Origin of the sequence: Amycolatopsis sp. NPDC005961 (assembly GCF_040629235.1) — a bacterium.
GTDB classification, from domain to species: domain Bacteria; phylum Actinomycetota; class Actinomycetes; order Mycobacteriales; family Pseudonocardiaceae; genus Amycolatopsis; species Amycolatopsis camponoti.
On record NZ_JBEXVF010000018.1, the window covers coordinates 26,107 to 50,108 of the forward strand.

At 71.6% G+C, this 24,002-nt stretch carries 29 protein-coding genes; 10 read left to right on the top strand and 19 right to left on the bottom strand.

The genetic code is table 11. From position 1 onward, the window contains the following. Positions 1 to 21: 21 nt before the first annotated feature. From ABZ342_RS18540 to ABZ342_RS18560, 5 genes are all read right to left on the bottom strand, one after another. Positions 22 to 585: a TetR family transcriptional regulator gene (locus ABZ342_RS18540; RefSeq protein ID WP_155541767.1), complete on the bottom strand. Its 564-nt coding sequence runs from the start codon at positions 583 to 585 to the stop codon at positions 22 to 24. 37 nt (positions 586 to 622) lie between these two features. Continuing rightward, a complete protein-coding gene (locus tag ABZ342_RS18545) occupies positions 623 to 793 on the bottom strand; it encodes a hypothetical protein (RefSeq protein ID WP_360474486.1) in 171 nt (56 codons plus the stop codon). Positions 794 to 1,018: 225 nt separating this feature from the next. Next, entirely contained in the window at positions 1,019 to 1,213 is a 195-nt protein-coding gene (locus ABZ342_RS18550) for a ferredoxin (RefSeq protein ID WP_360474285.1), read from the bottom strand. A gap of 5 nt (positions 1,214 to 1,218) precedes the next feature. Beyond that, positions 1,219 to 2,433: a cytochrome P450 gene (locus tag ABZ342_RS18555; RefSeq protein WP_155541769.1), complete on the bottom strand. Its 1,215-nt coding sequence runs from the start codon at positions 2,431 to 2,433 to the stop codon at positions 1,219 to 1,221. After that, on the bottom strand, positions 2,430 to 2,939 hold the full coding sequence (locus ABZ342_RS18560) for a PadR family transcriptional regulator (protein ID WP_360474287.1): 510 nt from the start codon (positions 2,937 to 2,939) through the stop codon (positions 2,430 to 2,432). Before ABZ342_RS18560 ends, ABZ342_RS18555 begins: the two co-directional genes overlap by 4 nt. A 114-nt stretch (positions 2,940 to 3,053) precedes the next feature. Between ABZ342_RS18560 and ABZ342_RS18565 the strand changes: the two genes are divergently transcribed. Both ABZ342_RS18565 and ABZ342_RS18570 read left to right on the top strand, forming a co-directional pair. Next, on the top strand, positions 3,054 to 4,244 hold the full coding sequence (locus ABZ342_RS18565; RefSeq protein WP_360474289.1) for a cytochrome P450: 1,191 nt from the start codon (positions 3,054 to 3,056) through the stop codon (positions 4,242 to 4,244). Between the two features lie 14 nt (positions 4,245 to 4,258). Next, positions 4,259 to 4,474 (top strand): ferredoxin, encoded by a 216-nt coding sequence (locus ABZ342_RS18570; protein WP_155541772.1) that lies wholly within the window; start codon positions 4,259 to 4,261, stop codon positions 4,472 to 4,474. On the opposite strand, the gene mtnA is transcribed toward ABZ342_RS18570, so the two are convergent. Continuing rightward, complete coding sequence (mtnA, locus tag ABZ342_RS18575; protein WP_360474291.1) at positions 4,471 to 5,436, bottom strand: S-methyl-5-thioribose-1-phosphate isomerase; 966 nt, start codon at positions 5,434 to 5,436, stop codon at positions 4,471 to 4,473. The genes ABZ342_RS18570 and mtnA overlap by 4 nt on opposite strands. 47 nt (positions 5,437 to 5,483) lie before the next feature. On the opposite strand from mtnA, the gene ABZ342_RS18580 reads away from it, so the two are divergent. Beyond that, on the top strand, positions 5,484 to 5,879 hold the full coding sequence (locus ABZ342_RS18580) for a Rid family hydrolase (RefSeq protein ID WP_360474293.1): 396 nt from the start codon (positions 5,484 to 5,486) through the stop codon (positions 5,877 to 5,879). A gap of 321 nt (positions 5,880 to 6,200) precedes the next feature. On the opposite strand, the gene ABZ342_RS18585 is transcribed toward ABZ342_RS18580, so the two are convergent. After that, positions 6,201 to 6,995: a PIG-L family deacetylase gene (locus ABZ342_RS18585; protein WP_360474295.1), complete on the bottom strand. Its 795-nt coding sequence runs from the start codon at positions 6,993 to 6,995 to the stop codon at positions 6,201 to 6,203. Between the two features lie 55 nt (positions 6,996 to 7,050). Between ABZ342_RS18585 and ABZ342_RS18590 the strand changes: the two genes are divergently transcribed. Further along, on the top strand, positions 7,051 to 7,434 hold the full coding sequence (locus tag ABZ342_RS18590) for a DUF664 domain-containing protein (RefSeq protein ID WP_360474297.1): 384 nt from the start codon (positions 7,051 to 7,053) through the stop codon (positions 7,432 to 7,434). Here ABZ342_RS18590 and ABZ342_RS18595 read toward each other — a convergent pair. Together ABZ342_RS18595 and ABZ342_RS18600 are read right to left on the bottom strand one after the other, a co-directional pair. Then, a complete protein-coding gene (locus ABZ342_RS18595) occupies positions 7,431 to 8,222 on the bottom strand; it encodes a DNA-formamidopyrimidine glycosylase family protein (protein WP_360474299.1) in 792 nt (263 codons plus the stop codon). The genes ABZ342_RS18590 and ABZ342_RS18595 overlap by 4 nt on opposite strands. A 94-nt stretch (positions 8,223 to 8,316) precedes the next feature. Continuing rightward, positions 8,317 to 9,471: an MFS transporter gene (locus ABZ342_RS18600; protein WP_360474301.1), complete on the bottom strand. Its 1,155-nt coding sequence runs from the start codon at positions 9,469 to 9,471 to the stop codon at positions 8,317 to 8,319. Between the two features lie 47 nt (positions 9,472 to 9,518). Here ABZ342_RS18600 and ABZ342_RS18605 point away from each other — a divergent pair, with 47 nt between their 5' ends. Next, positions 9,519 to 10,931: a PLP-dependent aminotransferase family protein gene (locus ABZ342_RS18605; protein ID WP_360474303.1), complete on the top strand. Its 1,413-nt coding sequence runs from the start codon at positions 9,519 to 9,521 to the stop codon at positions 10,929 to 10,931. Here the strand turns inward: ABZ342_RS18605 and ABZ342_RS18610 are convergent. From ABZ342_RS18610 to ABZ342_RS18635, 6 genes are all read right to left on the bottom strand, one after another. Beyond that, the gene (locus tag ABZ342_RS18610; protein WP_360474305.1) at positions 10,917 to 11,543 is read right to left on the bottom strand and encodes a glyoxalase; all 627 of its coding nucleotides are present in this window, start codon (positions 11,541 to 11,543) and stop codon (positions 10,917 to 10,919) included. The two genes, ABZ342_RS18605 and ABZ342_RS18610, sit on opposite strands and share 15 nt — an antisense overlap. Before the next feature lie 49 nt (positions 11,544 to 11,592). After that, complete coding sequence (locus tag ABZ342_RS18615; RefSeq protein ID WP_360474307.1) at positions 11,593 to 12,054, bottom strand: phage tail protein; 462 nt, start codon at positions 12,052 to 12,054, stop codon at positions 11,593 to 11,595. A gap of 97 nt (positions 12,055 to 12,151) precedes the next feature. Further along, positions 12,152 to 13,636 (bottom strand): glycosyltransferase family 39 protein, encoded by a 1,485-nt coding sequence (locus ABZ342_RS18620; RefSeq protein WP_360474309.1) that lies wholly within the window; start codon positions 13,634 to 13,636, stop codon positions 12,152 to 12,154. Then, a complete protein-coding gene (locus tag ABZ342_RS18625; protein WP_360474311.1) occupies positions 13,633 to 14,325 on the bottom strand; it encodes a helix-turn-helix domain-containing protein in 693 nt (230 codons plus the stop codon). The genes ABZ342_RS18620 and ABZ342_RS18625 overlap by 4 nt, the downstream gene beginning before the upstream one ends. Before the next feature lie 31 nt (positions 14,326 to 14,356). Beyond that, complete coding sequence (locus ABZ342_RS18630; RefSeq protein ID WP_360474313.1) at positions 14,357 to 15,091, bottom strand: aminoglycoside phosphotransferase family protein; 735 nt, start codon at positions 15,089 to 15,091, stop codon at positions 14,357 to 14,359. Continuing rightward, positions 15,043 to 16,011, bottom strand: a complete 969-nt coding sequence (locus tag ABZ342_RS18635; protein WP_360474315.1) for a phosphatase PAP2 family protein — start codon at positions 16,009 to 16,011, stop codon at positions 15,043 to 15,045. The genes ABZ342_RS18630 and ABZ342_RS18635 overlap by 49 nt, the downstream gene beginning before the upstream one ends. A 76-nt stretch (positions 16,012 to 16,087) precedes the next feature. On the opposite strand from ABZ342_RS18635, the gene ABZ342_RS18640 reads away from it, so the two are divergent. After that, positions 16,088 to 16,843 (top strand): MBL fold metallo-hydrolase, encoded by a 756-nt coding sequence (locus tag ABZ342_RS18640; protein WP_360474317.1) that lies wholly within the window; start codon positions 16,088 to 16,090, stop codon positions 16,841 to 16,843. 195 nt (positions 16,844 to 17,038) lie between these two features. On the opposite strand, the gene ABZ342_RS18645 is transcribed toward ABZ342_RS18640, so the two are convergent. Then, positions 17,039 to 17,632 (bottom strand): hypothetical protein, encoded by a 594-nt coding sequence (locus ABZ342_RS18645; RefSeq protein ID WP_360474319.1) that lies wholly within the window; start codon positions 17,630 to 17,632, stop codon positions 17,039 to 17,041. A gap of 222 nt (positions 17,633 to 17,854) precedes the next feature. Here ABZ342_RS18645 and ABZ342_RS18650 point away from each other — a divergent pair, with 222 nt between their 5' ends. Continuing rightward, entirely contained in the window at positions 17,855 to 18,169 is a 315-nt protein-coding gene (locus ABZ342_RS18650; RefSeq protein WP_360474321.1) for a hypothetical protein, read from the top strand. Positions 18,170 to 18,257: 88 nt separating this feature from the next. Here ABZ342_RS18650 and ABZ342_RS18655 read toward each other — a convergent pair whose 3' ends face one another. Next, complete coding sequence (locus ABZ342_RS18655) at positions 18,258 to 19,418, bottom strand: epoxide hydrolase family protein (RefSeq protein WP_360474323.1); 1,161 nt, start codon at positions 19,416 to 19,418, stop codon at positions 18,258 to 18,260. Positions 19,419 to 19,500: 82 nt separating this feature from the next. Here ABZ342_RS18655 and ABZ342_RS18660 point away from each other — a divergent pair, with 82 nt between their 5' ends. Then, on the top strand, positions 19,501 to 20,067 hold the full coding sequence (locus ABZ342_RS18660; RefSeq protein ID WP_360474325.1) for a CGNR zinc finger domain-containing protein: 567 nt from the start codon (positions 19,501 to 19,503) through the stop codon (positions 20,065 to 20,067). Between the two features lie 13 nt (positions 20,068 to 20,080). On the opposite strand, the gene ABZ342_RS18665 is transcribed toward ABZ342_RS18660, so the two are convergent. Next, complete coding sequence (locus ABZ342_RS18665) at positions 20,081 to 20,755, bottom strand: dienelactone hydrolase family protein (RefSeq protein WP_360474327.1); 675 nt, start codon at positions 20,753 to 20,755, stop codon at positions 20,081 to 20,083. A 90-nt stretch (positions 20,756 to 20,845) separates the two neighbouring features. Here ABZ342_RS18665 and ABZ342_RS18670 point away from each other — a divergent pair, with 90 nt between their 5' ends. Next, positions 20,846 to 22,198 carry a TrpB-like pyridoxal phosphate-dependent enzyme gene (locus tag ABZ342_RS18670; RefSeq protein ID WP_155541786.1) on the top strand — a complete coding sequence of 451 codons (1,353 nt, stop codon included), beginning with the start codon at positions 20,846 to 20,848 and terminating at the stop codon, positions 22,196 to 22,198. A 50-nt stretch (positions 22,199 to 22,248) separates the two neighbouring features. Here the strand turns inward: ABZ342_RS18670 and ABZ342_RS18675 are convergent, their stop codons facing one another. Next, positions 22,249 to 23,523, bottom strand: a complete 1,275-nt coding sequence (locus ABZ342_RS18675; RefSeq protein ID WP_360474329.1) for a diguanylate cyclase — start codon at positions 23,521 to 23,523, stop codon at positions 22,249 to 22,251. Between the two features lie 209 nt (positions 23,524 to 23,732). Between ABZ342_RS18675 and ABZ342_RS18680 the strand changes: the two genes are divergently transcribed. Further along, positions 23,733 to 23,990, top strand: coding sequence for a hypothetical protein (locus ABZ342_RS18680; protein ID WP_360474331.1), 258 nt, complete (start codon positions 23,733 to 23,735; stop codon positions 23,988 to 23,990). Positions 23,991 to 24,002: the final 12 nt, after the last annotated feature.

Below are 24,002 nucleotides of genomic sequence, written 5' to 3' on the forward strand. Positions count from 1 at the left end.
CGTAGGGCGGGTGTCGAGCGGTTATTCCGTGCGCTCCAGAAGCGTCTTCGTCGCGGTGAGGACGAGCCGGCAGATGTCGTCCGGATCGGCGCTGGCCAGCGGTTCCTTGCGGGAGACCTCGCGGACCAGCGCGATGCCCATGAGCCAGGCGAGCGCCAGGTCGGCGCGCAGCCCGGCGTCCGGCTCGTCGGTCAGCGTCGCGAGCACCTGCGCGTACTCCTCGCCGATCTCCTGCCGGATCGCGGCCGCGACGCCGTCGCTTCCCGACGAGCGCAGGTACGTCTCCAGCGTCCGGTTCCGCGGGCCCTCGGGCGCCAGCATGCTGCGCAGGGAGGCGCTGAAGAGCCGTTCGGGTGGGGTGGTGGCCAGCTGCTCACGGCCGTTGCGGGCCACCACCGCCTCGAAAAGCGCTTCCTTGCTGCCGAAGTAGCGGAACAGCAGCGCCTGGTTGACCCCGGCCTCGCCGGCGATCTCGCGCACGGTGGTCCGGTCGAAGCCACGCTCGGCGAACAGCTTGGCGGCGGCATCCAGCAACGCGCGCTGCGTCGCGGCCGAGTCCCGGCGCCGGCCGGCCTGTTCCGTCACGGGAGCAGGTTAACCGGCAAACCGGACGCGCGCGCTCCTACCCGGTGAGCCGGATCGCGGCGGCCGTGTCGTGGCTGCCGGTCGAGCGCGGGTACATCTCGAGGGCCGCGTTGCGGCGTTTCGAGTCCGCGGGCTCGAGCATGCTGCGCCGCCACGACGCCGAAGTGGCTTCCGGCGGCGTGGCGGCCAGGCGTTCCCCGGCCGCCACGGGCCATGACCTCTTCGGACAGCGCGTCCTTACCGCCGAAGTAGCGGAACGGCAAAGCCTGGTCGACCCCGGCCTGCCCGGCCATCTCCCGCATGGTGGTCCGGTCGAAGCCGCGCTCGGCGAAGAGCGTTGCCGCGGCGTCGAGCAGCGCGGCGGTGTTCCCGTCCGCGGTCCGGCTGTGCGGTCACCGGTGCAGGTTAACCGGCAAACCGGACGCGCGCGCTCCTACCCGGTGAGCCGGATCGCGGCGGCCGGGCAGGTCAGCTCTGCCTGCCGGACCGCTTCCTCCTCGCCGTCCGCCGGTTCCTCCGACAGGACGACGACGGTGCCGGACTCCTCGTCCTGGTCGAACGTCCCCGGCGCCAGCAGGACGCACTGTCCGGAGGAGACGCAGCTGTCGGTGTCCGCCGTGATCTTCACCGGGCTCACCACGTCACGGGAACGGCGTCGACCCCGCCGGCGACGCGGTTGACGCGCACCGGGATCTCGTCGATCCCGGCCGCGAGCCGCAGGCCGGGGAAGCGCGAGAACAGCTTGGGGAACACCGTGCGCAGCTCGGTGCGCGCGAGGTTGGCGCCGATGCAGACGTGCGCGCCGGTGCCGAAGGCGAGGTGGACGTTCGGCGTGCGGGTGGGGTCGAACTCGTCCGGGTCGGCGAACACCGCCGCGTCGCGGTTGGCCGCGTCGCTCGAGATCAGCACGGCGTCGCCGCGCATGATGCGCGTCCCGGCGACCTCGACGTCTTCGTGGGCGTAGCGCAGCAGGCCGGTGCCGCTGGTCGCGGTCAGCCGCAGGATCTCCTCGATCGTCTGGTTCACCTCGCCATCGGGGTCGGCGGCGAAGCGGTCGCGGCGGGCGGTGTCGCTGAGCAGGAACAGCGTGCCCATCGCGATCCGGGTCGACGTCGTCTCGTGGCCGGCGAACAGCAGGCCGGCGCCCATCCGGGCGAGGTCGTCGTCGGTGAACGTGGGGTCGTCGGCCTGCACCGCGACCATGTCGGAGATGACGTCGGGCCGCGGGTCCGCGCGCTTCGCGTCGGCCAGTTCCGTCATGTAGGCCTTGAACTCGGTCATGGCCGCCTGCGCGTCTGCGCCGCCGTCCATCCTCGCGATGCGCTCGGACAGGCCGCGGAACTTCTCGCGGTCGGCGTACGGCACGCCGAGCAGCTCGCAGATCACCAGCACCGGCAAGGGGAACGCGAGGAAGTCGGTCAGGTCGACCGGCTCACCCGGAGCGGCGTCGTGCGCGGCCTGCAGGTCGTCGAGGCAGCGGTCGGTCAGCTCGGCGATCCGGTCGCCGAGGGCGCGCATGCGCGGCGCGGAGAACGCGGGCGCGAGCATCCGGCGCATCCGCTTGTGCTCGGCTTCCTCGGTCTCGAAGTCACCGCTCGGGCCGTCCTGGATCGCGGCGTTCGAGATCCGCGACGCCTGCTCCGGCGCGGGGTGCGAACGGCCGAAACGCTTGTCGCGGAAGACTTCCTTGGCCTCTTCGTACGACGTCACGAGCCACGCCGGGTCGCCGGCCGGGGTGAGCACCCGGCTGATCGGCGACTGACGGCGGAGGGCTTCGTAGTCCGGCGCGATGGCGAGCGCGTTCGCCCGCGTGAAGGGGAGGCGAGGCGTCTGTTCGGTGGTGGTCATGCGTCTCTCCTCAGTTCGGTTTCGAGGTCGGCGAGCCAGCGCAGCTCGGCGTCGAACTTCCCGAGCACGTGGCGCAGCGCCGCGCGGCCCCACGGGTCGGCCTGGCCGGCGGCGAGCCCGGTGAGCCGGGCGTGCTCGGTGGTCAGCGCCTGTTTCCGGACGTCGAGCACGCGGGCGCGTTCGTCCCGGTCCAGCCGGCTGAAGCTGCCGACGCGCGCGAGGAACTCCTCCTCGCTGAGCGCCAGCTCGGCCGGGAAGTCCGCGAGCATGTCGTGTAGCAGTTCGCGTCCGACGTCGGTGATCGTGTAGACGTGCCGCGGCGGTTTGGTCTCCTGCTCCTCCGCGCTGCGGCTCACCGCGGCCGCGTCGACGAAGCGCCGCAGCGTCGGGTAGAGCGAGTTGTTCGACAAGGTGTGGCCCGTCGACGCCTCCACGGCTTTGCGCAGTTCGTAGCCGTGCATCGGCTCGCGGGCCAGCTTGGACAGCAAGAGGATCTCGATCCACACCTAGGTCACCGTAACCTAGTAGCCCGTGACTGAGCAATGGCGGACCGTGACAGGTGGGAAGAAACCGTGTAGCTTTGTAAGCAGCCGCTTACAACCGGAGCGAGGGGTTTCCGCATGACCGCCACCCACACCGAGCCGCTCTCGTACCCCTTCAACGAGGAGGCGGGACTCGACCTCAACGAGGCTTACGCGGCCGCCCGCGAAGCCGAGGGCATGGTCCGCGTCAAGATGACCTACGGGGAGCCCGCGTGGCTGGCCACCCGCTACGCCGACGCCCGGCTGGTGCTGGGCGACCGCCGCTTCTCGCGGGCGATGGAGAAGGAGAAGGACGCGCCGCGCCGCTCGCCGGTGCAGCGTGAGGGCGGCATCCTGCAGATGGACCCGCCGGACCACACCCGGCTGCGGACGTTGGTGGCGAAGGCGTTCACCATGCGCCGCGTCGAGCTGCTGCGTCCCCGGGTCGTCTCGCTGGCGACCGGGCTGATCGCGGAGATGAAGGCGGCGGGCCCGCCCGCCGACCTCGTCGACCGCTACGCACTGCCGATCCCGGTCGCGGTGATCTGCGAGCTGCTCGGCGTCCCGGTCGGCGACCGGCCGAAGTTCCGCGTCTGGAGCGACGCCGCGCTGTCCACCAGCGGCCTGACGCCCGAGGAGTTCGAGCGCAACCGCGAAGAGCTGCGCGACTACATGCGCGGGCTGATCGCGGAGCACCGGGCGCGGCCCCAGGACGATCTGATGACGGCGCTGATCGAGGCGCGCGACACCCGCGACCGGCTGACCGAGCTGGAGCTGGTCGACCTGTGCGTCGGCATCCTCGTCGCCGGCCACGAGACCACGGCGAGCCAGATCCCCAACTTCGTCTACGCGCTACTCGATCAGCCCGGGCAGTGGCAGCGGCTGGTCGACGACCCGGACCTGATCCCGGCGGCCGTCGAGGAGCTGCTGCGGTTCGTCCCGCTGGGCGCGGGCGCCGGGTTCGCGCGCTACGCCACCGAAGACGTCGAGGTCGGCGGCGTCCTGGTGAAGGCGGGGGAGCCGGTGCTGGTGGCCATCGGGGCGGCCAACCGCGACCGCCTGCAGTTCGACGACGCGGAGGGCCTGCGGTTCGACCGCGAAGACCAGCACCACCTCGGCTTCGGCCACGGCGTCCACCACTGCCTGGGCGCGCCGCTCGCCCGGCTCGAGCTGCAGGAGGCGCTGCGCGCGTTGGTCACCGAGCTGCCGGGGCTGCACCTGGCCGGCGATATCGTGTGGAAGACGCAGATGCTCGTCCGCGGACCGCGGTCGATGCCGATCGCCTGGTGACTCGGAAGGTGGCCATGAGCTGGCACGTGGAAGTCGATGAACACACCTGCATCGGTTCGGGGATGTGCGCCGCGCTGATGCCGGAGGTGTTCAAGCTGGACGGCGCGGTCGCGGAGACGGTGGTTTCGGACGTGGACGGCGACGAGACGGTGCTGGACGCGGCGGACTCGTGCCCGGCGATGGCGATCACCGTGACCGACGGCGGTCGCGAGATCGGCCCGCGTCCCTAGGGCTCGAAGCGGCCGTGCTCGGTGACGACGGCCGTGATGAGGCCGTGGGGTGTCACGTCGAACGCGGGGTTGAAGACCGTCGCGTCCGGCGGCGTGATCGGCACCCCGGCGAACGCGGTGAGTTCGCGGGCGTCGCGCTCCTCGATGGCGACGCCCGCACCGTCGGCGAGCGTCGAGTCCACAGTGGACGAAGGCGCGACGACGACGAACGGCACGCCGTGGTGCTTCGCGGCGATCGCCAGGGCGTAGGTGCCGATCTTGTTGGCGACGTCGCCGTTGGCGGCGATCCGGTCGGCGCCGACGAGCACGCAGTCGACCATCCCGCGCGCCATCGCGGCGGCGGCCGCGGAATCGGGCTGGACGCGGTAGGGGACGTTCGCCTGCGCGAGCTCCCACGCCGTCAGCCGGGCACCCTGGAGGAGCGGACGCGTCTCGTCGACGAGGACTTCTTCGACGAGCCCGCGTGCGTGCAGGTGCCAGACGACGCCGAGGGCGCTGCCCCAGCCGACGGTCGCGAGTTGCCCGGCGTTGCAGTGGCTGAGCAGCCGCAGCGGCCGTGTCCCGCATTCTTCGAGCACGATGCCGGCGGCGTGCTTCGACGCGGTTTTGTTGAGCTCTTCGTCTTCGGCGAGCAGGGCGAGGGCTTCGTCGAGGACGGCGTCCGCGCCTTGACGGAGTTTCTTCATGGCGCGCTCGACGCCCCAGGCGAGGTTCACGGCGGTGGGGCGAGCGGTGGCGATGAGCTCGGCGTCGGCGTGGACGTCGTCGCTGGTCCGGGCGGCGAGGGCGACCCCGAGAGCCCCGGCGGCTCCGAGAGCGGGCGCCCCGCGGACGGCGAGCCGCTTGATGGCGTCGACGAGCTCGCCGACGGTCCGCAGGTGCAGCAGCCGGTATTCGGCGGGCAGCGCGGTCTGGTCGATGACGACGATCGAGCCGTCGGCCCAGTCGATGGTCCTGCGCACGTGCCCTCCCCGCGTTTTTCGGTTGCGTGCCCGGTGATGATGCGACGGTGACCATTGAACGCCAGAACCCGCCCGGCTTGCACACCCCGCCGGGCTACCACCACGTGACGGTGGCCGTGTCGAGCCGCACGGTGTACCTGGCCGGCCAGTGCCCCCTGACGCCGGACGGATCGGTGGTCGACGGGCTGTTACCGCAGGTGGACCAGGTGGTGGCCAACACAGCGGCAGCGCTGGCATTTGCGGGCGCGACGCCGGCGGAGGTGGTCCGCACGGTGATCTACGTGGTGACTTCGGACCGCGCGGAGCTGTCGGCGGTGTGGGACCGGTTGACGGAATCGGAGATCGGAGCGGCGTTCGCGTCGGCGAGCACGTTGCTGGGGGTGGCCCAGCTGGGGTACCCGGGCCAGCTGGTGGAACTGGACGTGACAGCGGCGCTCGACTGAGGGTGGGAAGACGGCCGGGGCCGAGCATGCCCGGCCAGGACCGCGCTCGGCCGGGCAGAACACGGCCCGCGACGGGCAGCCGCCCGGCTCGCCTAGGTCGCCACCGCGAGCGTGCAGTTGCCCGGCTCGCCTAGGTCGCCACCGCGAGCGTGCAGCCGCCCGGCTCGCCCAGGCCGCCACCGCGAGCCTGCAGCCGCCCGGCTCGCCCAGGCCGCCACCGCGAGCCCGCATCCACCCAGCTCGCCCACGCTGCCAACCTCTTCCCGGCCCCCCGGCCCCCCGGCCCCCCGGCCCCCCGGCCCCCGGCCCGGGCCCCGGCCCCTACAACCCAGCCAGCAAATCCGTCTCCGTGATCCCCGGCCCCTGTCCCGCCCGGATGAACCACTCCGTCCCGAACGCGAAAGCGAAAGCGTCGTCCGGCATGGCCAGCATGAACATGTCCTCGCTGATCTGACTCGGGTGCGCCCGCATCGCCGCGCGCTTGACGCCCACGTACTTCGACACGTCGACCGCCGCCGTGATCTCGGCCTCCGGTTTGCCGAACTCGACGTTCTCCGGGGGCTTCGGGGCCGCCTCCGGGGGCATCAGTCCCTGCTCCACCGCCGATTCGAAGCCGCGCTGCATGAACTCGCGGTTGAACGTCGCCTGGAACACGCGGGCCGTGCCGGCCAGCTCGGCCGCGCGCATGCCGACGCGGTGGACCTGGATGTGGTCCGGGTGGCCGTAGTCGCCGTTGTCGTCGTAGACCGTCAGGACGTCCGCCGACTCGTCGCGCAGGATCGCCGCCAGCTGCTCGGCCGCCTTCTCGACGTCCGCCTGCCAGAAGCACTCCGGGTCGTCGTTCGTGGACTCGCCCATCATCCCGGAGTCGCGGTAGCCGAGGAACTCGACGCGGGCGATCCCGAGGATCTCCGCGGCCGCGCGGGACTCCTGCACGCGCCGCTCCCACAGTTGTTCGCCCTCGGCGAGAAAGCCTTCGGGGACCTCGCCGACCTCGCCCCGGGTGGCGACGACGAGCACGACGCGGTGCCCCTCGGCGACGGCCTTGGCCATCACCCCGGCGGTGCGCAGGCATTCGTCGTCCGGGTGGGCGTGGAAGGTGACCAGTGTTGCCATGTCTCCGACGCTACCGAACACCACCGACAAAAACCGCCCGCCAAGGTGCGCGATCGTGGCCGCCCTGCCGTCGGGCTGGACCCCGCTCGGCATGGTCGAGCACCTCGGGTACGCCGAGCGGCATTGGTCCCAGGAGATCGTCACGGGAACCGCGGACCCGGTCGCGTGGCCGGACGACCACGAGCCGCTGACCACGCCCCGGTCTCCGGACGTCGTCTTCGCCTTCTACCGCGAGCAATGCCGCCGGTCCGACGAGATCTTCGCCGCGACGCCGTTGTCCGCGGTGCCGGCGGGGCGCCACCCCACGGCGCTCGCGGACGAGATCGCCGACCTGCGCGGCGTCGTCCTGCACATGATCGAGGAGACGGCCCGGCACGCCGGCCACCTGGACGCCGCCCGCGAACTGATCGACGGGCGCACCGGTCTCGGGCCGCGCTAGGCCTGTTCCTTCGCGCACCACCAGGTCGACCGGCCGCCGACGGTGCCGTGCGCCATCTCCGCGCCGCAGCGGGGGCAGTGCCCGCCCGCGCGGCGGTGGCCGATGATCTCGCCCGTGTGGACGCCGCCGTGCTCGATCGCCGCGCGCAACGCCTTCCGGAGTGCCTTGTGGAGGTTCGTGAGGTCGTCGTCGCCCAGTTCGTCCACCGGGCGGGCCGGGCTCACCGCCGCCTGCCACAGCGTTTCGTCGGCCAGCAGGTTCCCGATCCCGGCCAGCACGGACTGGTCCAGCAGGCGCGCCTTCACCGGCGCCCGCCCCCGGCCGACGCGTGAGCGGAAGTCCTTGCGCGACACCTCGCCCGCGTCCGGGCCGAGCGCGTCGAGGTCGGGGTCGAGCCGCACCCGGCCGAGCCGGCGCGTGTCGAACAACCGCAGTTGTTCGCCGTCGGCGAAGGTGATCCCGAACCGGAACCACTCGGGCTTCTCGACGCGGTTTCGCGAGTACCCGGGCGGCCCGCTCCGGCCGCCGAACCGCAGCTGGCCGGCCATCCCGAGGTGCAGGCCGAGGTTCGGGCCGGGCTTCCCGTCGCCGGTTTCCGTTTCGCACCAGAGTGTCTTGCCCCGCCGGTGCGCTCGTGTGAGCCGCCCGCCCCGCAACGCGGCGGCGATTTCGCCGGGCGCGTGCGGCCGGCAGACCCAGTCGTCGTGGTCGTCGACGTCCTGGATCTCGCGGCCGAGCGCATCGGCGAGGACCTGGCGGGCGAGCTCGACTTCGGGCAGTTCCGGCACGGGAACCAGTCTGGCGGTTCCGGTGCCGGATCGCCGATCAGGCGGGTGGAGGACGGCCGCCGCGACGTGGTGGGACCGTCGCGGCGGCCGCCGGTCAGGGGCGCCGGTCGCGGCGGACCAGGGCCAGCGCCGGGACGATCACCGCGGCGGCGAGGACGAACGTCACCGGGTAGCCCACCGAGCCGATGAGCAGTCCGGCGCCCAGCGCGCCCGCGGCCATGCCGAGGTCGTACGCCGCGTTCCAGATCGCGCTCACCGCGCTCTCGCCGCCGGCCGGCACCCGGGCGTACATCAGCGTGAGCGTCGCGTTCTGCAGCGCGCCGAACCCGGCGCCCAGCACGACCGCCCCGCCGATCACCAGCGACGGCGTGCCGGTGAACGCGATGGCCGCCATGCCCACCGCCGACAGCACCACCCCGGGCACCAGCAGCAGGCCCGGGCCGTGGCGGTCGCCGACCCGGCCGGCGACCCAGCGGGCCGCGGTCGCCGCCGCGGGCTGGGCGAGCAAGGCGCTCGCGGCGACCCAGGCCGGCTGGTCCGACGCGGCGAGCGGGAGGAAGGTGACCAGGACGCCGACCGCGGCGGCCGAGACCGCGAAGACCGTCGCCGGGCGGGTCAGCACGGGGTTGCGCAGGCCGGCCAGGACGCCGTGGCCGCCGTCTTCCTTCGGGGTCGCGTCGTAGCGCGGCAGCCCGGGCACCGACAGCAGCGCGAGCAGGGTGGCCACGGTCGTCGCCACGAACACCGGGGTGAAGCCCCAGCGCGCCGCCGCCCACACCCCGGCCGGCAGCGCCAGCAGGCCCGGGATCCCGCCGACGATCCCGACGAGCGCGAGGCCTTCGCCGCGCCGGTCCGCCGGGATCAGCAGCGCGGTCACCGCGCCACCGGCCACGACGGCGATCGCGAACCCGATCCCGCGAATGATGCTGACCCCGATGATCACCCACACGTTGGAGCTGACCGTGAGCAGCAGCGTCGGCGCGCCGAGCAGCACCAGGCCGGTGGCCAGCGCCCACCGGTAGCCGACCCGGGCGACCAGCCGCGGCGTCACCAGCTCGGCGGCCACGGTGGCGAGCAGCAGCGCGACCGTCGCGAGCCCCGCACCGCTGTCCGAGCCGGTCTGCTTCGCGAACAGCGGCACCACCGAAAGCGGCAGGTAGAAGCCGATCGACGACCCGAAGATCGAGACGAAGCGGATGAGCAGGGCGCGGGATACCAGCCTCGGCCGGATTTGCAGGTCAGCGGTCATGACAAGAACGTTAGAACCGAACTGGGTCACCGGTAAGGTCCAGTTCCATGGCTGTGGAGTGGGCCGGTTTGGGACCGGAGCTGTTGTTCACGATCGACCGCGAGAGCGGTGCGGGCCTCCGTTCGCAGCTCGAGGACCAGCTGCGCGACGCGATCCGCGGCGGCCGTCTGGCCGGCGGGGAGCGGCTGCCGTCGTCCCGCGAGCTGGGGCGCGCCCTCGGCCTGTCACGGGGGCTGGTGCAGGACTGCTACGCCCAGCTGCAGGCCGAGGGCTACCTGACCAGCCGACCGGGCTCGGCGACGCGCGTGGCGTCGGTCGCCCGGCCGGCCGAGGCACCCGAGGCGCGCCCGCCGGAGCGGCCCCGGTACGAGGTCGCCGACTTCCGCCACGGCGTCCCCGACCTGCGCCTCGCGCCGCGCGAAGACTGGGCGTGGGCCGTGCGCGAGGTCTGCCGCACCGCGCCGAACAGCGCGTTCGACTACGGCGACCCGATCGGCGACCGGCGGCTGCGAGAGGTGCTTGCGGCCTACCTGCGCCGCGTGCGGGCGGTCGCGGCGACCGCCGACCAGGTCGTCGTCTGCAGCGGCATGGCCCAGGCGCTCGGGCTGGTGCTGCGGGCGCTCGCCGCCGACGGCGTCGCCACGATCGCCGTCGAGGACCCCGGCATCGTGCGGTCGACGACCGAGCAGGCGAACGCCGCCGGGCTGGCCGCCGTGCCCGTCCCGGTCGACGACGACGGCGTGGACGTCGCCGCGCTCGAACGCAGCGGCGCGCGGGCTGTGCTGGTGACCCCGGCCCACCAGTGGCCGACCGGCGTGGTGCTCGCCGGGCACCGCCGTCAGGAGCTGCTGGAGTGGGCGCGGCGGTGCGACGGCGTCGTCATCGAGGACGACTACGACGCGGAGTTCCGCTACGACCGCGACCCGGTCGGCTCGCTGCAGGGACTCGACCCCGACCGCGTCGTGTCCCTCGGCACGGTCAGCAAGTCGCTGGCGCCGGCGTTGCGCCTGGGCTGGCTGGTCGCGCCCGCCCGGCTGCTCGCCGCGCTGGCGCGAGGCAAGCACGTCACCGACCGCGGGAGCCCGGGCCTCGACCAGCTGGCCCTGGCCCTGCTCATCGAGTCCGGGCGCTACGACCGGCACCTGCGCCGCGCCCGCACCGAGTACGCGGCCCGGCGCGAGACGCTCGTCGCGGCGCTGGCCGCCCACGCGCCCGGCCTCCGCGTCACCGGGCTGGCGGCCGGGTTCCACGCGATCCTGCACCTGCCCCCGGCGGCCGACGAGGAGCAGGTGATCGCCCGGGCGGCCGAGCGCGGCGTCGGGCTCTACGGCCTCGCCCGGATGCACAGCACGGAGCGCGCGACGGCCCCGCGGCTCGTCCTGGGGTTCGGCGACACGCCGCAGCGCTCGATCGAAGCGGGGATCGCCGCCGTCGGGGACCTCTTGTCAGGCGTCGAGTGACCGCGTCGCGGCGACTTCCCAGGCGAACCCGTCCGGGTCGGTGAACGGCGCGGTGGCGTTGACGGCGATCCGGTGCGCACCGGTGCCTTCGGGAGCGACGCCGGCGTCCTTGGCGAGGGCCTTGTGCCGGTACAGCGCGAGCTTGACGGGGTTCGACCCGGCGTCGAACTCGACGTACATGCGGCCGAACGCCTTGCCGACGGTGAGGCCGTGCTCGGTGTAGAACTTCTTGCTGGCGGCCACGTCCTTGACGCCGAGCAGGAGCACGACGGCGTCGAACGCGCGGGTGGCCGGGCCGGTGTTCTTCTTCGCGGACGTGGCGACCTTCCAGATGGCGCCGTCGGGCGCCTGGACGACGACGCCGTAGCCCCACATGGACTTCGTGGCGGGCTTGAGCGTGGTGGCTCCGGCTTCGACCGCGGTCCCGAGCAGCGAGTCGACGTCGGCGGGCTGCTGAACGGTGAGGGAGAGCGTGTAGCCGCGGAAGCCGGTGGACGGGCTCTCGGCGGTCCGGAACCGGAGCTGGGTGGTCAGGCCGAAGGCGGCCGAGTAGAAGCGCTCGGCGGCGGTGGTGTCGGCTACTTCGAGGGTGATGGAGTCGATGTTCGTCATGCCGGTAACGCTAGGTGCGAGGCGATGACCAGCGCTTCTCGATTCCTGATCAGTACTCGTTCTTGATCACGAAGTAGGAGCCGCGGATGGTGCCGGCCAGCTTCGACTTCTGCCGGGCGAACTTGAACGCCCCGAGCTCTTCGGGGACGTCCATCCCGTCGGAGAGCTTGAACCCGACCGCCCGCTTGCCGGCCTCGTCGAGGGCGTACATCACGTTGATCGACAGGCCGCTCTCGTAGAACACGTACGCCATCCGGATGCCCTCGACCTCGAACTCGGTGGCTTCCAGCGCGGGAGCGGAGATGACGATGCCGCGTTCCTCCTCGAGGATGCGGCTCACCCAGCCGACGGTCTCCGCGGCGTCGCTCGCGGGCTCGACCGTGAAGACGTGGTCGTACTTGTTCTTGAAGTACCGGGCCTCGTTCGCCCGCAGGCCGGCGAGGGCGTCCGCGACCGGCGACGACTCCAGCCCGGTCGTCGAGACGGTGGCGAAGTCCACGGCGTACGACATGGCGAGTCCCTCCGAGGTCGGCGTATGCGCTGGTGGCGACTGTAGACGACCGCGGAACTCACGGCCGGTCGGCGCGTCCGCCGGCCGCCACGGGCATTCAGTCGTAGTGCCGTAGAGACGGCCAGAGCTGGGCCCAGGTCCCGTGCGGGTGGCCGCACTCGTAGATCGCGGCGTGCTGGTCGGTCTCCTGGTTCCGGACGCCGTCCGGGAAGGTGATCGGTGCGATCTCGCGCACGTCCGACCAGAACCGGTGCAGGTAGGGGACTTTGAACTCGCCGACGCACAGCACGCTGTCCGGGCTGCCGGCCGGCGGTCCCCAGTCGCTGTAGCTGTTCTGTCCACTGAGGACCGGTCCGGTCAGCCCGCCGACGATGGTGAGCGCACCGGCTTCGCCGTAGTTGCTGGTGAAGATCGGGGTGCCGGGCGGCAGCCGGGCCGCCGCGGCCTTGACCTGGTCGGCGAACGCGGGCCAGCCGTAGGTTTCGATGACCGTGGGGTTGAGCGCCCGCAGCGCGTCCTGTGCGCGCGCCGGCAGGATCGGGTAGCCGATCAGGACCGCGATCAGTCCGGACAGGGCGATGACGGCGGGCCACCGGCGCCGCGAACCGCCGAGCGCCTCGGCGCGCACCGCGCCGGCCGCGAACACCGCGATCAGCGCGGGCGCGGGGTAGTAGGGCTTGCCGCCGCCGAGGGTGAACACGACGACCGCGGTGACCGCGATCGCCAGCGCCCACCGGAGGTCGCGGCCCGGGCCCCAGCCCAGCCGGCGGACCCCGAGCACGCACAGCACGATGAGCGGCGGGCCGGCCAGCAACGGCAGCAAGGGCAGCTGCGCCAGCGCGCCGAGCGGGCCGCCGGTCCGGTCGCCGAGCACGTGCGCCATCGCCAGGTTCGGCCAGCCGTTTCGCGCGTCCCACACCACGTTCGGGACGGCGATGAGCACGGCGACGGCACCGGCGAGCCACGGGCCGGGCGTGCGCAGCGCGTCCCGGTGCCACGCCGCCAGGCCGATCGCGACGCCCAGCAGCAGGACGACCACGGTGTCCTTGTTCTCCAGGCCGATGCCACCGATCACGCCGGCCACCAGCCACGCCGACGTGGTGCGCAGCCGCAGCGCCCGGGCGACGGCGACGAACATCGCGGCCCAGACCAGCTGGTCGGTCACGGTCGTGCCGAACAGCACCGACGCGGAGACGAACGCGACGCTGGCCGCCGTCGCGCCGGCCGCGATGGCCTGGGCACGGGAGCCGCCGCCGAACTCGGCGGCCAGCTTGGCGCCGAGCACGACGCAGCCGGCCTGGCACGCGATCGCGAGCACTCGCAGCGGCAGCACGCCGCCGGGCAGCTCGGCGGCCCACCGGGCCAGCACCGGCGTCAGGGGCGGCTGGTCGACGTAGCCCCAGGCCGGGTGCCGGCCGGTGATCACGTAGTAGAACTCGTCGCGGTGCCAGCCGTACCGGGTGGCGACCGCGAGGTGCACCACGACCGCCACGGCGGTGATGGCCAGCACGGGTCTCCAGGCGAGTTCCGGTCGCCTCTCGGCCGGATCCGACGTCGTGGCCGGTGCCTCGGTCTCGCTCACGATTCCCCCAGGAACGCGCTGGTCAGCAGGTGGTGGACGGTCGTCCGGCAGTGCTCGTCGGTCAGCATCGCGGAATCGGGGTCACCCAGCCGGTGCCACGCGAACCAGGCCACGGTTTCGGCGATGAAGCGGGCGGCCGTGGCGACGTCGGGCACCTCCCGCAGGTGACCGGACCGGATGCGCTTGGTGAGGTAGCCGCTCAGCGCCTCGAAGTGACCCCGGCGGCGCTGCACGAACCAGAACTGGAACATCTCCGGCAGCTCGCGGGCGCACTGCGCGACGAGCGCGAGGACGTCCCGGTTGGTCTCGATGAACGTGTAGAGCTCGTCGACGATCTCGCCGAACTCCTCGCGGGCCGACGGGACGCGCCGCCGGGTCAGCGCGGCGGCCAGTTTCGGGAGCCCCTCGGCGTCGGTCCACCGGCGGGCCAGCGCGACGATCTCGTCCTCGGACGACAGTCGCACCGGAGTCTCCAAGCCGTCCAGCAGGTCCGGCTCGATCGACCAGGCCAGCGCGACGTAGAGCAGCGCTTCCTTGCTCTGGACGTAGGTGTAGAGCGCGCCGTGACTGAGCCCGAGCGCTTTCGCCACGTCGGAGATGCCGGTTTCCCGATAGCCGTGCTCGGTGAACACCTGCGCGGCGGCCTCGGCGATGTCCGCCAGTGACCGGGTGGGCGCTCGTCCTGCCATGGGGGCAGTCTTTCCTGACTGACTCAGTCAGTCAAGTATTCGAGCTCAACGCGAGCAGCTCGCCGATCACCGGCTCCGGCCCGCCGTTGCTGAGGTGCGCGATGGCGAACATCGGGGCGATCACCCGGCTCCAGGCGAACAGCCGGTCGCCGTCGAGCCCGCAGGCGGTGGCCACCCGGTGGCACCGGGTCTCGACGCCCTCGTGCCCGGCACCCTCCAGCACGAAGTCGACGGCGTCGAAGCACGGGTCGCCGACGCACGCCTTGGGGTCGATCGCGACCAGGCCCCGCGACGGGCCGCCGTCGAGGACGTTGCCGAGGTGCAGATCGCCGTGCAGCAGCACCACCTCGGCCTGCGTGTCCAGCAGCGCGTCGCACCGGCGGATCGCGCGCTGCCAGGTGCCGGGGCCGATCCGGGCCCGGATGGCCGGTTCGGCCAACCGCCGTCCGATCCGCAGGAAGGCCTCGTCGCACCGGCCGCGCAGGTCCCGCGGCCAGTGCGCGGGCGGCTCCACGGCGTGCAGTGCGGCCAGCAACTCTCCCCACTGCCGCGGCAACGTCGCGGCCGGCAGGTCGCCGGCTTCGGTGCCGGGCCGGACCTCCTCCAGCACCATCGCCCCGGCTTCCGCGTCGACGGCCAGCACGGCGGGCACCCGGCCCGACGGCGCGAACACGCTCAGCATTCCCCGTTGCTCGGTCAGCAGTGTCCGATCCGGACTCAGCTTGAGAACCGCTGGCGTCCCGTCCGGCCACCGGCACCGCAGCACGACGGACGAGGCGCCGCTCTCGAACAGCTCGCCGAGCGCGAGACCCCATCGGGCGGCGAGCCGTCCGGCGACGCGCGGAACCTCCGCGAGCCACCCCTCGGCCGCCGGCCCGAACCGGGCGACCAACCGCGCACCGACGTCGTCCATGTCCATTCCGGCAGCTTGCCCGAACCGTCGCGGCGGTCCCCCAGCGAGGCGACGACGACGGAGACGGCCAGCAGCGCGACGCTGCCCGCGATGTCGAGAACGTAGTGGTTTCCGGTGGCGAGCACGTCGGCCGCCATGAGCAGCGGGAACGACCACGGCACGAGTGCCAGTCGTGGATGCGTGCCCCGGAGCGCGGTCCACGCGGCGTACGCGCACCACAGCGACCAGCCGACGTGCATGCTGGGCATGGCCGTGTAGTGGCTGGGATGCGTCCAGCTCTCGCGGCCGGCCCGACCCAGGATGTCGTACCGGGCAACGATGTCGACCGCGCCCGGCAGCGCCGTGCGCGGGGGCGCCGTCGGCACCGCCCAGTAGACCGGCAGGACGAGGGCCGTCATCGCGACCATCGTCCGGCGGACCTTGCGGTAGACCTCGGCGTGCCGGACGAACACCCACAGCAGGGTCCCGGCGACGACCACGTAGTACAGCCGGTACAGGTACACCGCCGCGTGCGCGAGGACCGGGTTCCCGGTCAGCCAGGCGTTCACGCTGCGCTCGACGTCGATGTGCACCGCGTGTTCCGCGGACTGCAGGGCCAGCGCGTTCGCATTGGCGGCCGCGAGATCCCGGCCCACCGCGGCGTCGATCCGGATGAAGAGCAGGAACCACAGCAGCAGGAAGACCAGCTCGACGAGCACGGCGGGTCGTCCGCCGAGACCCCGGAAGAGCGCCCGTGCCCAGGTGCGCGCGAGGCCGTCCGGCGGCGGATTCACGCGGCCACCCTAGCCGACCACGGCGAATCCGGTGTCGCTGCTCGCGTCGGACGGAGACACCTGACAGAGTGGGCCGATGCTGAAGCAGGTGGCCGACGGGGTCTGGGTCCGGCAGAGCGAGTGGGTCCGGAGCAATGCCGTCGTGGTGCGCGGAGACGACGGAGTGGTCCTGGTCGACCCCGGCATCAGCGGGGCCGATCTCGACGAGCTCGCCGACGAGGTGGACGGCCTCGGTGTCCCGGTGGTCGCCGGGTTCTGCACCCACCTCCACTGGGACCACCTGCTCTGGCATTCCCGCTTCGGCGACGTGCCGCGCTACGCCACCCGCGCCTGCGCCGAGGCCGCGGGCGCGGTCCGTGAGCGGGCACAAGCCATGGCGGCGGAGAGCGCGCCGGGCATTCCCCTCGAGCTGATCGGACTCGTCACCCCGCTGCCCGCGGACGGCGGTCCGGTGCCGGGCGAGCTCATCGAGCACGAGGCGCACGCCATCGGCCACGCGGCGATCCTGCTCGCGGACCGCGGCGTCCTGATCGCCGGCGACATGCTCTCCGACGTCCTGATCCCGCTCCTCGACCCCCGCCGCCCCGGCCAGGTGGACGCGTACGAGGCGGCCCTCGACCGGCTGGCCGAGGCGGCCCGGACCGTGGAGGTCGTGATCCCCGGCCACGGCGCCGTCGCGGAGGGCCCGGAGGTGGCGGCCCGCATCGCGGCCGACCGTGCGTACCTCGACGCGCTGCGACGGGGAGCGGAGCCGGTCGACGCGCGCCTCGAGCAGGACTGGCTCGCCGGGCCGCACAAGGCGAATCTGGAGCAGGCTCGCCGGTCGTCCTGAACCCCGATGCCCGGCAGCGGGTGCCGGGCGGGTCGCCGAGGCTTCGCCGGTGGGGCAGCGGATCTTCCTCGTGCTCATCGACCGAGCCCGAAGGCGTGGAATCGCCTTGCCGCACAGCTGAAGCCGGCATCCTGCCGTGAACGCTCGGCCGCTCCTGTCTTGATCTCGGCCGAAGGACGCGCGCTGATTCCGTGACTAGACCAGCACGTCCCCTACGATCCGCAGTCCACTGAGCCATGAGAACGTGACAACGGTCAGGAGTGCGAGGTAGCCTGCGGCGGGAAAAATGCCCCATGCGTGAAGGTAGTCGAAGCTTTTTATCGTGACGATAATCGTATAGCACACTATTATGGCGCCTGCGCCGCCATACGTTATCAGCGTGGCTGCTGCCAGCGCCAAATTTCCGTTTTTTATCGCACCTTGAACGTTGAATATCCGCTCGCTTGCCACGAAACCGATCAGGTGGTTGCCGGACGACCTTCCTGACAGGTCTGCCAACTTTTTCAACCGCCTCTCCAGGTGGGTGATGGAAACGGCTTTCGTTGCCGAGGCGGCAAGGAGAACGGACTGAAATGAGACCAGGCATATCAACGGGAAGGGTAATAAGGCCATCCATCCGCCGATGAGGGCAAGCTTTTCCCATAGGGCTGATGTGCCGACGAGGTAGGCAGCCTCTGCGGCCACGAGGCCAAGGCTGAAATTCATGTTGGAGGTCGAATCGACACGCTCGGCCTGATAGATCGCCACGAGTACGGCCGCTGAGGCGTTGTCTTGCCGGTTCGCGTCCATGTGTCACCTAGTGAGGTTGCAATGCGGTCAGGGTCTCAGGTGGGCGAGACCCCTGCCTTTGTGCAGCTACTTCATCGAATGAGCCCGAAGCAGTGTTACTCCTTATGCATGTAGCGATTGACACGGTCGTGCAACATTGTTCGATCATGGGAGTCGGATCGATGATCTGTAACACTGCGCATCCTTCGATCGACCTGGTGAGCGGTTCGGAATGGAGGAGGCATGTTGATTTCGTCGATCATGCTTGCTGAGGGTGAGGGGCAACGAGCAGCCGTAGTGGGCTGGATTGTTCTGGCTGCCGTCGTTGTGATCGGAGTTCTCGTCGCCATTGTGGCTGCAGCCGTCGCGGGCGAAAGTCTGCTTGATGAGCTGGCGCGACGACTTCCGGCATATCGCGCTGGCTGGTTCGGTCTGCTGATCGGCGGCCTCGGGTTGGTGGCGCTCGGGTTCATCCTGGCCAGCTTCGGTCTAGGGCTGGCAGGCGCCGTCTTGCTGTTCTTGGTCTGGCAGGTCTCGGATCGCAGCGATCGCGTTTGAGCTGAACCGTCATTCCCGCTGCGGGCCACGCCATCGTGACCAGAGGGGCCCGGCGACGTGGCTTGCCGCCGGGGGCCCGGGCCGGGGTTCAGCGGCCGGCGGCCAGCACCGCCGCGAGGCCTTCCCGCAGATCCCGGACGAAATACCCGGGCACCTCCAGCGACGGGAAATGTCCCCCGGTTTCCGGCGACCGCCACCGGACGATCTGCCGGTAGCGTTCCTGGGCCCAGGGGCGCGGGCACTTTTCGATGTCGCGGGGATACATGGTGATCGCCGCCGGGACGTCGACCCGGAGTTCGGGGTCGAGCGAATTGTGGCTTTCGTAGTAGATGCGGGCCGCTGACGCTCCGGTTCGCGTCAGCCAATACAGGGTCACGTCGTCGAGAACTCGGTCGCGGGAAATCGTCTCGAACGGGCTGTCTTCGGTGTCCGACCATTCGGCGAACTTGTCGAGGATCCAGGCGAGCAGCCCGACCGGCGAGTCGACGAGCGAGTAGCCGATGGTTTGCGGCCGGGTCGCCTGCTGCTTCGCGTACGCCGCACGGTGGTGCCAGAACTCGCGGGTTTCCTCGGTCCACTCGCGCTCGGCCGGCGTCAGCCCGTCCGTCGTCAGGCCGGGCGGTCCTTCCGCGAACGTCGTGTGGATGCCGAGGACGTGCGCCGGGAAGCGGCCGCCGAGGACCGTCGTGATGTTGCCTCCCCAGTCGCCGCCGTGGGCCGCGAATTCGCCGTAGCCGAGCCGGCCCATCAGGTCCACCCAGGCGGCCGCGATCTTCTCGGTTCCCCACCCGGTGGTGGCCGGCTTGTCGCTGTAACCGAAGCCGGGCAGCGACGGGGCCACGACGTGGAACGCAGGCGCGGCCGCGTCTTCCGGATCCGCCAGCTCGTCCACGACGTCGACGAACTCGGCGACGCTGCCCGGCCAGCCGTGCGTCATGAGCAGCGGAGTGGCGTCCGCGCGCGGGGACCGGCGGTGCAGGAAATGGATGCCCAGGTCGTCGATGGTCGTGCGGAACTGACCGATGCGGTCGAGGCGCTCTTCGAACGACCGCCAGTCGTACCCGGTGCGCCAGTGGTCCACGAGCTCGACGAGGTCGGCGAGCGGAACGCCCTGGTCCCACCGGCGGGCGGGCGGGACCGTCTCGGCTTCCGGCAGCCGCGCCGCGGCCAGTCGCGCGCGCAGGTCGTCGAGGTCGGCGTCGGTCGCGCGGGCTTCGAACACCCGGACGTCGCTGGTGGGACGGGGCATGAGACCTCCTGGCCATCGTGGAACCGGCTTAGCTGGTTCTAACACGGCGCCGCGGCGAGGCGCAACCGGCTAAGGTGGTTCCATGCCCGCTGAGTTCCCCGATTTCCGCCTCGGCACTGTGCTGGCGACCAGCTTCACGGCGACCTTGACGGAGCGCCGTGGCGACGCCGTGGAGCGCATTCCCACGCCGCGGCGGCTCGTCGACTGGCTGGTGGTGAGCGGCCTCGCCGTGGACTCGTGCACCGATGCCCAGCTCGATCTCGCCCGGGAACTGCGGGAGTCGATCCACGCCGCCGCGACCGCGGCCGCGACCCAGGGCGCGCTCCCCGCGTCCGCCGTCCGGGTCATCAACGTCCGCAGTGTTCAGGGCCGGGCCGCGGCCGTCCTGACAACCGAGGGCGCTCGGCGGTGGCGGCTCAGCTCGCCTTCCTGCGTCGAAGACGCCCTGGGCGTGATCGCGGCCGACGCGATCGGCATCCTCGCCGGCGAACGGGACGGAAGGCTGGCCTTGTGCGCGTCGCCGACCTGCCGAGCCGCTTTCTTCGACACCAGCCAGAGCCGCACCCGCCGGTGGTGCGACATGAACACGTGCGGGAACCGGCAGAAGAAGGCGCGCTTCAACGCCAACCAGCGCAAGAATCCCGCCTGACGGCCGGAAGCCGTTACGCCGGCAGGGTGCGCCGCAGGAAGGCGGTCGTCAGCGCCCACGCCCTGGCCGCCGCGGCCGGGTGGTGGAACATCGGGGCCACGTTGTTGTGGAACGCGTGTCCCGCGTCCTCCTGGACGTGGATCTCCGCGCCCGGGTGGGCGGCGACCGCCGCCTCCACCACCGCGACGTCCGCGCGCGGGATGTACGGGTCCTGCCCGCCGAAGTGGAACTGGATCGGGCACGTGATCTTCGCCAGGTCCGCGATCTGCCCGGCCACCGTCGAGCCGTAGAACGACACCGCCACGTCCGGGTCGCCCGCGGCGGTCGCCGCGAAGGCCAGCGACCCGCCCAGGCAGAAACCCAGCACTCCGACGCCGCCCGAAACCGCCGGCTGGGCGCGGAGGTGGGCCACGGTCGCCAGGACGTCCGAAAGCCCCAGTGCCGGGTCGAAAGCGGACGCCACCTTCATCGACGCCGCCACGCCCGCTTCGTCGTGGGAAGACGACCAGCCGGGCGCCGTCCGGTGGAACAGCTCGGGGACCGCCACCACGTACCCCTCGGCGGCCAGCTCCGCCGCCACCGAGCGCAGGTAGTCGTCGAGCCCGAAGATCTCCTGGACCAGCACCAGGCCCGGGCCCCGGCCCGATGGTGGCAGCCACGTCGGGAGGTCCGTCAGCACGCCGTCCACCGCGATGCCCCTTCCGGAGGTCGATGTCCACACCGTACTGGCTCCGCGGCTGGAGGCGTCCTAAGTTGAGATGCCGACCAAGGAGGCTCGATGGGTGAGAAGACGAAGTTCATCCTGGACGAAGACGACCTGCCGACCCGGTGGTACAACGTCATCCCCGACCTGCCCGAGCCGCCCCCGCCGCCGCTGCACCCCGGCACCCGCGAGCCCGTCGGCCCGGACGACCTGGCGCCGCTCTTCCCGCAGGCGCTCATCGCCCAGGAAGTGACGACTGATCGCTATGTCGACATCCCGGAGGAGGTCCGGGACGTCTACCGGCTGTGGCGGCCGTCGCCGCTGTACCGCGCGCGCCGGCTGGAGAAGGCGCTCGGCACCCCGGCGCGGATCTACTACAAGTACGAAGGCGTCAGCCCGGTCGGGTCGCACAAGCCGAACACCGCTGTGCCGCAGGCGTTCTACAACGCGCAGGAAGGCGTCAGCCGGCTGACGACCGAGACCGGCGCCGGCCAGTGGGGGAGCGCGCTCGCGTTCGCCTGCGCCCAGTACGGCCTGGAGTGCGAGGTCTGGCAGGTCCGCGCGTCCTACGACCAGAAGCCCTACCGCAAGCTGATGATGGAGACGTTCGGCGCGACCGTCCACCCGAGCCCGTCCGAGCTGACCGAGTCCGGCCGCGCGATCCTCAAGGACCACCCGGATTCGACGGGCAGCCTCGGCATCGCGATCAGCGAGGCCGTCGAGCAGGCGGCGCAGGACCCGGACGCGCGGTACGCGCTGGGCAGCGTGCTCAACCACGTGCTGCTGCACCAGACGATCATCGGCGAAGAGGCGCTGAAGCAGTTCGAACTGGCCGGCGACACCCCCGACCTCCTGGTCGGCTGTACCGGCGGCGGCTCGAACTTCGGCGGGCTCGCTTTCCCGTTCCTGCGCGAGAAGCTGGCGGGCCGGATGGACCCGGTGATCCGCGCGGTCGAGCCGGCCGCGTGCCCGTCGCTGACGCGCGGCAAGTACGCCTACGACTTCGGCGACACCGCGGGGCTGACGCCGTTGCTGAAGATGCACACGCTCGGCCACGACTTCATCCCGGACCCGATCCACGCGGGCGGCCTGCGCTACCACGGGATGTCGCCGCTGATCTCGCACATCTACGAGCTCGGCCTGATCGAGGCGATCGCGATCGGCCAGCAGGAGTGCTTCGCGGCGGGCGTCCGGTTCGCGCGGTCCGAAGGAATCATCCCGGCTCCGGAGCCGACGCACGCGCTGGCGGCGTGCGTCCAGGAAGCGTTGCGGTGCAAGGAAACGGGCGAGGAGAAGGTGATCCTCACGGCCCTGTGCGGCCACGCGCACCTGGACCTGCCGGCCTACGGCGCCTACCTGGCCGGGGACATGGTGGACGACGAACTGTCCGTGGCCGCTCTCGAAGCGTCCCTCGCGACCCTGCCGTAAGCCGTGAACGGCCCATCGAGGGACTCCCTCGATGGGCCGTTCACGGACTTTCAGAGGACGTCGGGGACTTCGGGGCGGATGAGTGCGGTGTGGGGCGTCGCGAGGACCACGCGGTCGCGGCCCGCCGCCTTCGCCGCGAACACCGCGTCGTCCGCCGCCTGGAGCAGGATCGTGTACTCCGTGGCCGTTTCCGGGTACACCGCCGCGCCGATCGAGGCCGTCAGGCCGTCGATCACCTCCGGCTTGCCCGGGCGGATCACCGGCACCGGCACCTCGATCCGGGCGATCGCCGCGCGGATGCGGTCCGCGATGGACACGATCTCCACGCTCGTCGCGCCGGGGAGCAGCACCACGAACTCGTCGCCGCCGAACCGGCCGACGTAGTCGCCGCTGCGCACCGACCCCTGGATCGCCACCGCGATCGCGCGCAGGACCTCGTCGCCCGCCAGGTGGCCGTTGCCGTCGTCGATGGCCTTGAAGTGGTCGAGGTCGATCATCAGCACGCCCGCGGTCGACGACAGCTCCGCGGCGCGGACCAGCTCGGCGCGCGCCAGCTGGACCCAGAACTCCGGCGCCAGCAGCGCGGTCTTGGAGTCCGTGCGCGCGGCGGCCTGGAACTGCGGCAGCAGCAGGCCGATGTGCAGCGCCACCGGCGTCACCATCAGCACCGGCAGCAGCCACGGCCGGACCGTCATCACCAGCGCGATCCCGCAGCCGACGCCGACGGCGGCCAGCACGATCAGCACGTCCGACGGGTTGCCGAACGCCTGCCGCGGCGGCTTGCCCGGGTTGCTCATCAGAATCGCGAGGATCACCAGCACGTAGTTGAGCCCGAAGTAGACGATCCCGGACAGCAGCAGCGCGGTCATCCCGCCGAACCCGTCCAGGTACGGCACGTACGGCGCCAGGTGCCCGGTGCCGGCCGACAGAACGGCGCCCGCGGCGAAACAAGCGAGGATGACGGTCGCCCCGGAAAACACTTTCCGGTGAATTACGCCACGGCGTTGGTAAACGCGGACCCAGGAATGGGCGTAGCTGACCACGATGACGAGCGTGGCCAGCGGCGGCGGCAGCAGGAGCAGCCCGGCGAAGATCCAGATCGACTGCAGGTGCATGTGCGGCCGTCCGTCGGCGGCGAGCTCGCGGATGCGCTCGATGCGTTGCGCCGCTTCGAGGTGCACGATTTCGCCGGCCAGGATCAGGCCGCACCAGAGCAGGGATTGGGTGGTGATCGGCACGAGCGCGGCCGTGGCGAGGACCGCGACCAGCGCCAGCGCGTCGACGACGAGGACATAGCCGAACACCGGAGTGGCCAGCTTCCACATCGCCCACGTACGGATACCTGATCGTGGACGTTCTGAGCTGGGCTTTCGCCCTGGGGACCCGGACAATCCCACGAAACGCCCTTCTATTCAGGACGGAACTTCGTCGCGGAAATCGTCACTGTAATCGAATGAACGCGGTGTGTCACTAGGCTGGTCGGGCTACCGTCCGGTCACGCACTGTGCAATATCCGATCCGAACAGGAGAAATCATGTCGCACTTCCTGCCCAACGCCAACATCGTCCCGTCCCGCCGGCGCGCGCAGCGGCCCACCGACTGGACGCGGCAGCTCCCCACCGACTGGACCCGTTCGATCCCGACGGACTGGACTCCGCGGCAGATCCCGACCGACTGGACCGCGCGCGAACTGCCCACCGACTGGACCGTCCGCGAGCTGCCGACGGACTGGACCCGCCCCGGCGTCTCGTCACCGCTGCCGCAGTGCCCGACCGACTGGACCCGGTCCTGACCCCTGCCCGGT

Coding starts and splice junctions, on each gene's coding strand:
- ABZ342_RS18555 (WP_155541769.1), bottom strand. CDS start 2,433: ATGACCACCACCGAACAGACGCCTCGCCTCCCCTTCACGCGGGCGAAC.
- ABZ342_RS18565 (WP_360474289.1), top strand. CDS start 3,054: ATGACCGCCACCCACACCGAGCCGCTCTCGTACCCCTTCAACGAGGAG.
- ABZ342_RS18570 (WP_155541772.1), top strand. CDS start 4,259: ATGAGCTGGCACGTGGAAGTCGATGAACACACCTGCATCGGTTCGGGG.
- ABZ342_RS18585 (WP_360474295.1), bottom strand. CDS start 6,995: ATGGCAACACTGGTCACCTTCCACGCCCACCCGGACGACGAATGCCTG.
- ABZ342_RS18600 (WP_360474301.1), bottom strand. CDS start 9,471: ATGACCGCTGACCTGCAAATCCGGCCGAGGCTGGTATCCCGCGCCCTG.
- ABZ342_RS18605 (WP_360474303.1), top strand. CDS start 9,519: ATGGCTGTGGAGTGGGCCGGTTTGGGACCGGAGCTGTTGTTCACGATC.
- ABZ342_RS18610 (WP_360474305.1), bottom strand. CDS start 11,543: ATGACGAACATCGACTCCATCACCCTCGAAGTAGCCGACACCACCGCC.
- ABZ342_RS18615 (WP_360474307.1), bottom strand. CDS start 12,054: ATGTCGTACGCCGTGGACTTCGCCACCGTCTCGACGACCGGGCTGGAG.
- ABZ342_RS18625 (WP_360474311.1), bottom strand. CDS start 14,325: ATGGCAGGACGAGCGCCCACCCGGTCACTGGCGGACATCGCCGAGGCC.
- ABZ342_RS18640 (WP_360474317.1), top strand. CDS start 16,088: ATGCTGAAGCAGGTGGCCGACGGGGTCTGGGTCCGGCAGAGCGAGTGG.
- ABZ342_RS18645 (WP_360474319.1), bottom strand. CDS start 17,632: ATGGACGCGAACCGGCAAGACAACGCCTCAGCGGCCGTACTCGTGGCG.
- ABZ342_RS18650 (WP_360474321.1), top strand. CDS start 17,855: ATGTTGATTTCGTCGATCATGCTTGCTGAGGGTGAGGGGCAACGAGCA.
- ABZ342_RS18655 (WP_360474323.1), bottom strand. CDS start 19,418: ATGCCCCGTCCCACCAGCGACGTCCGGGTGTTCGAAGCCCGCGCGACC.
- ABZ342_RS18660 (WP_360474325.1), top strand. CDS start 19,501: ATGCCCGCTGAGTTCCCCGATTTCCGCCTCGGCACTGTGCTGGCGACC.
- ABZ342_RS18670 (WP_155541786.1), top strand. CDS start 20,846: ATGGGTGAGAAGACGAAGTTCATCCTGGACGAAGACGACCTGCCGACC.
- ABZ342_RS18675 (WP_360474329.1), bottom strand. CDS start 23,523: ATGTGGAAGCTGGCCACTCCGGTGTTCGGCTATGTCCTCGTCGTCGAC.
- ABZ342_RS18680 (WP_360474331.1), top strand. CDS start 23,733: ATGTCGCACTTCCTGCCCAACGCCAACATCGTCCCGTCCCGCCGGCGC.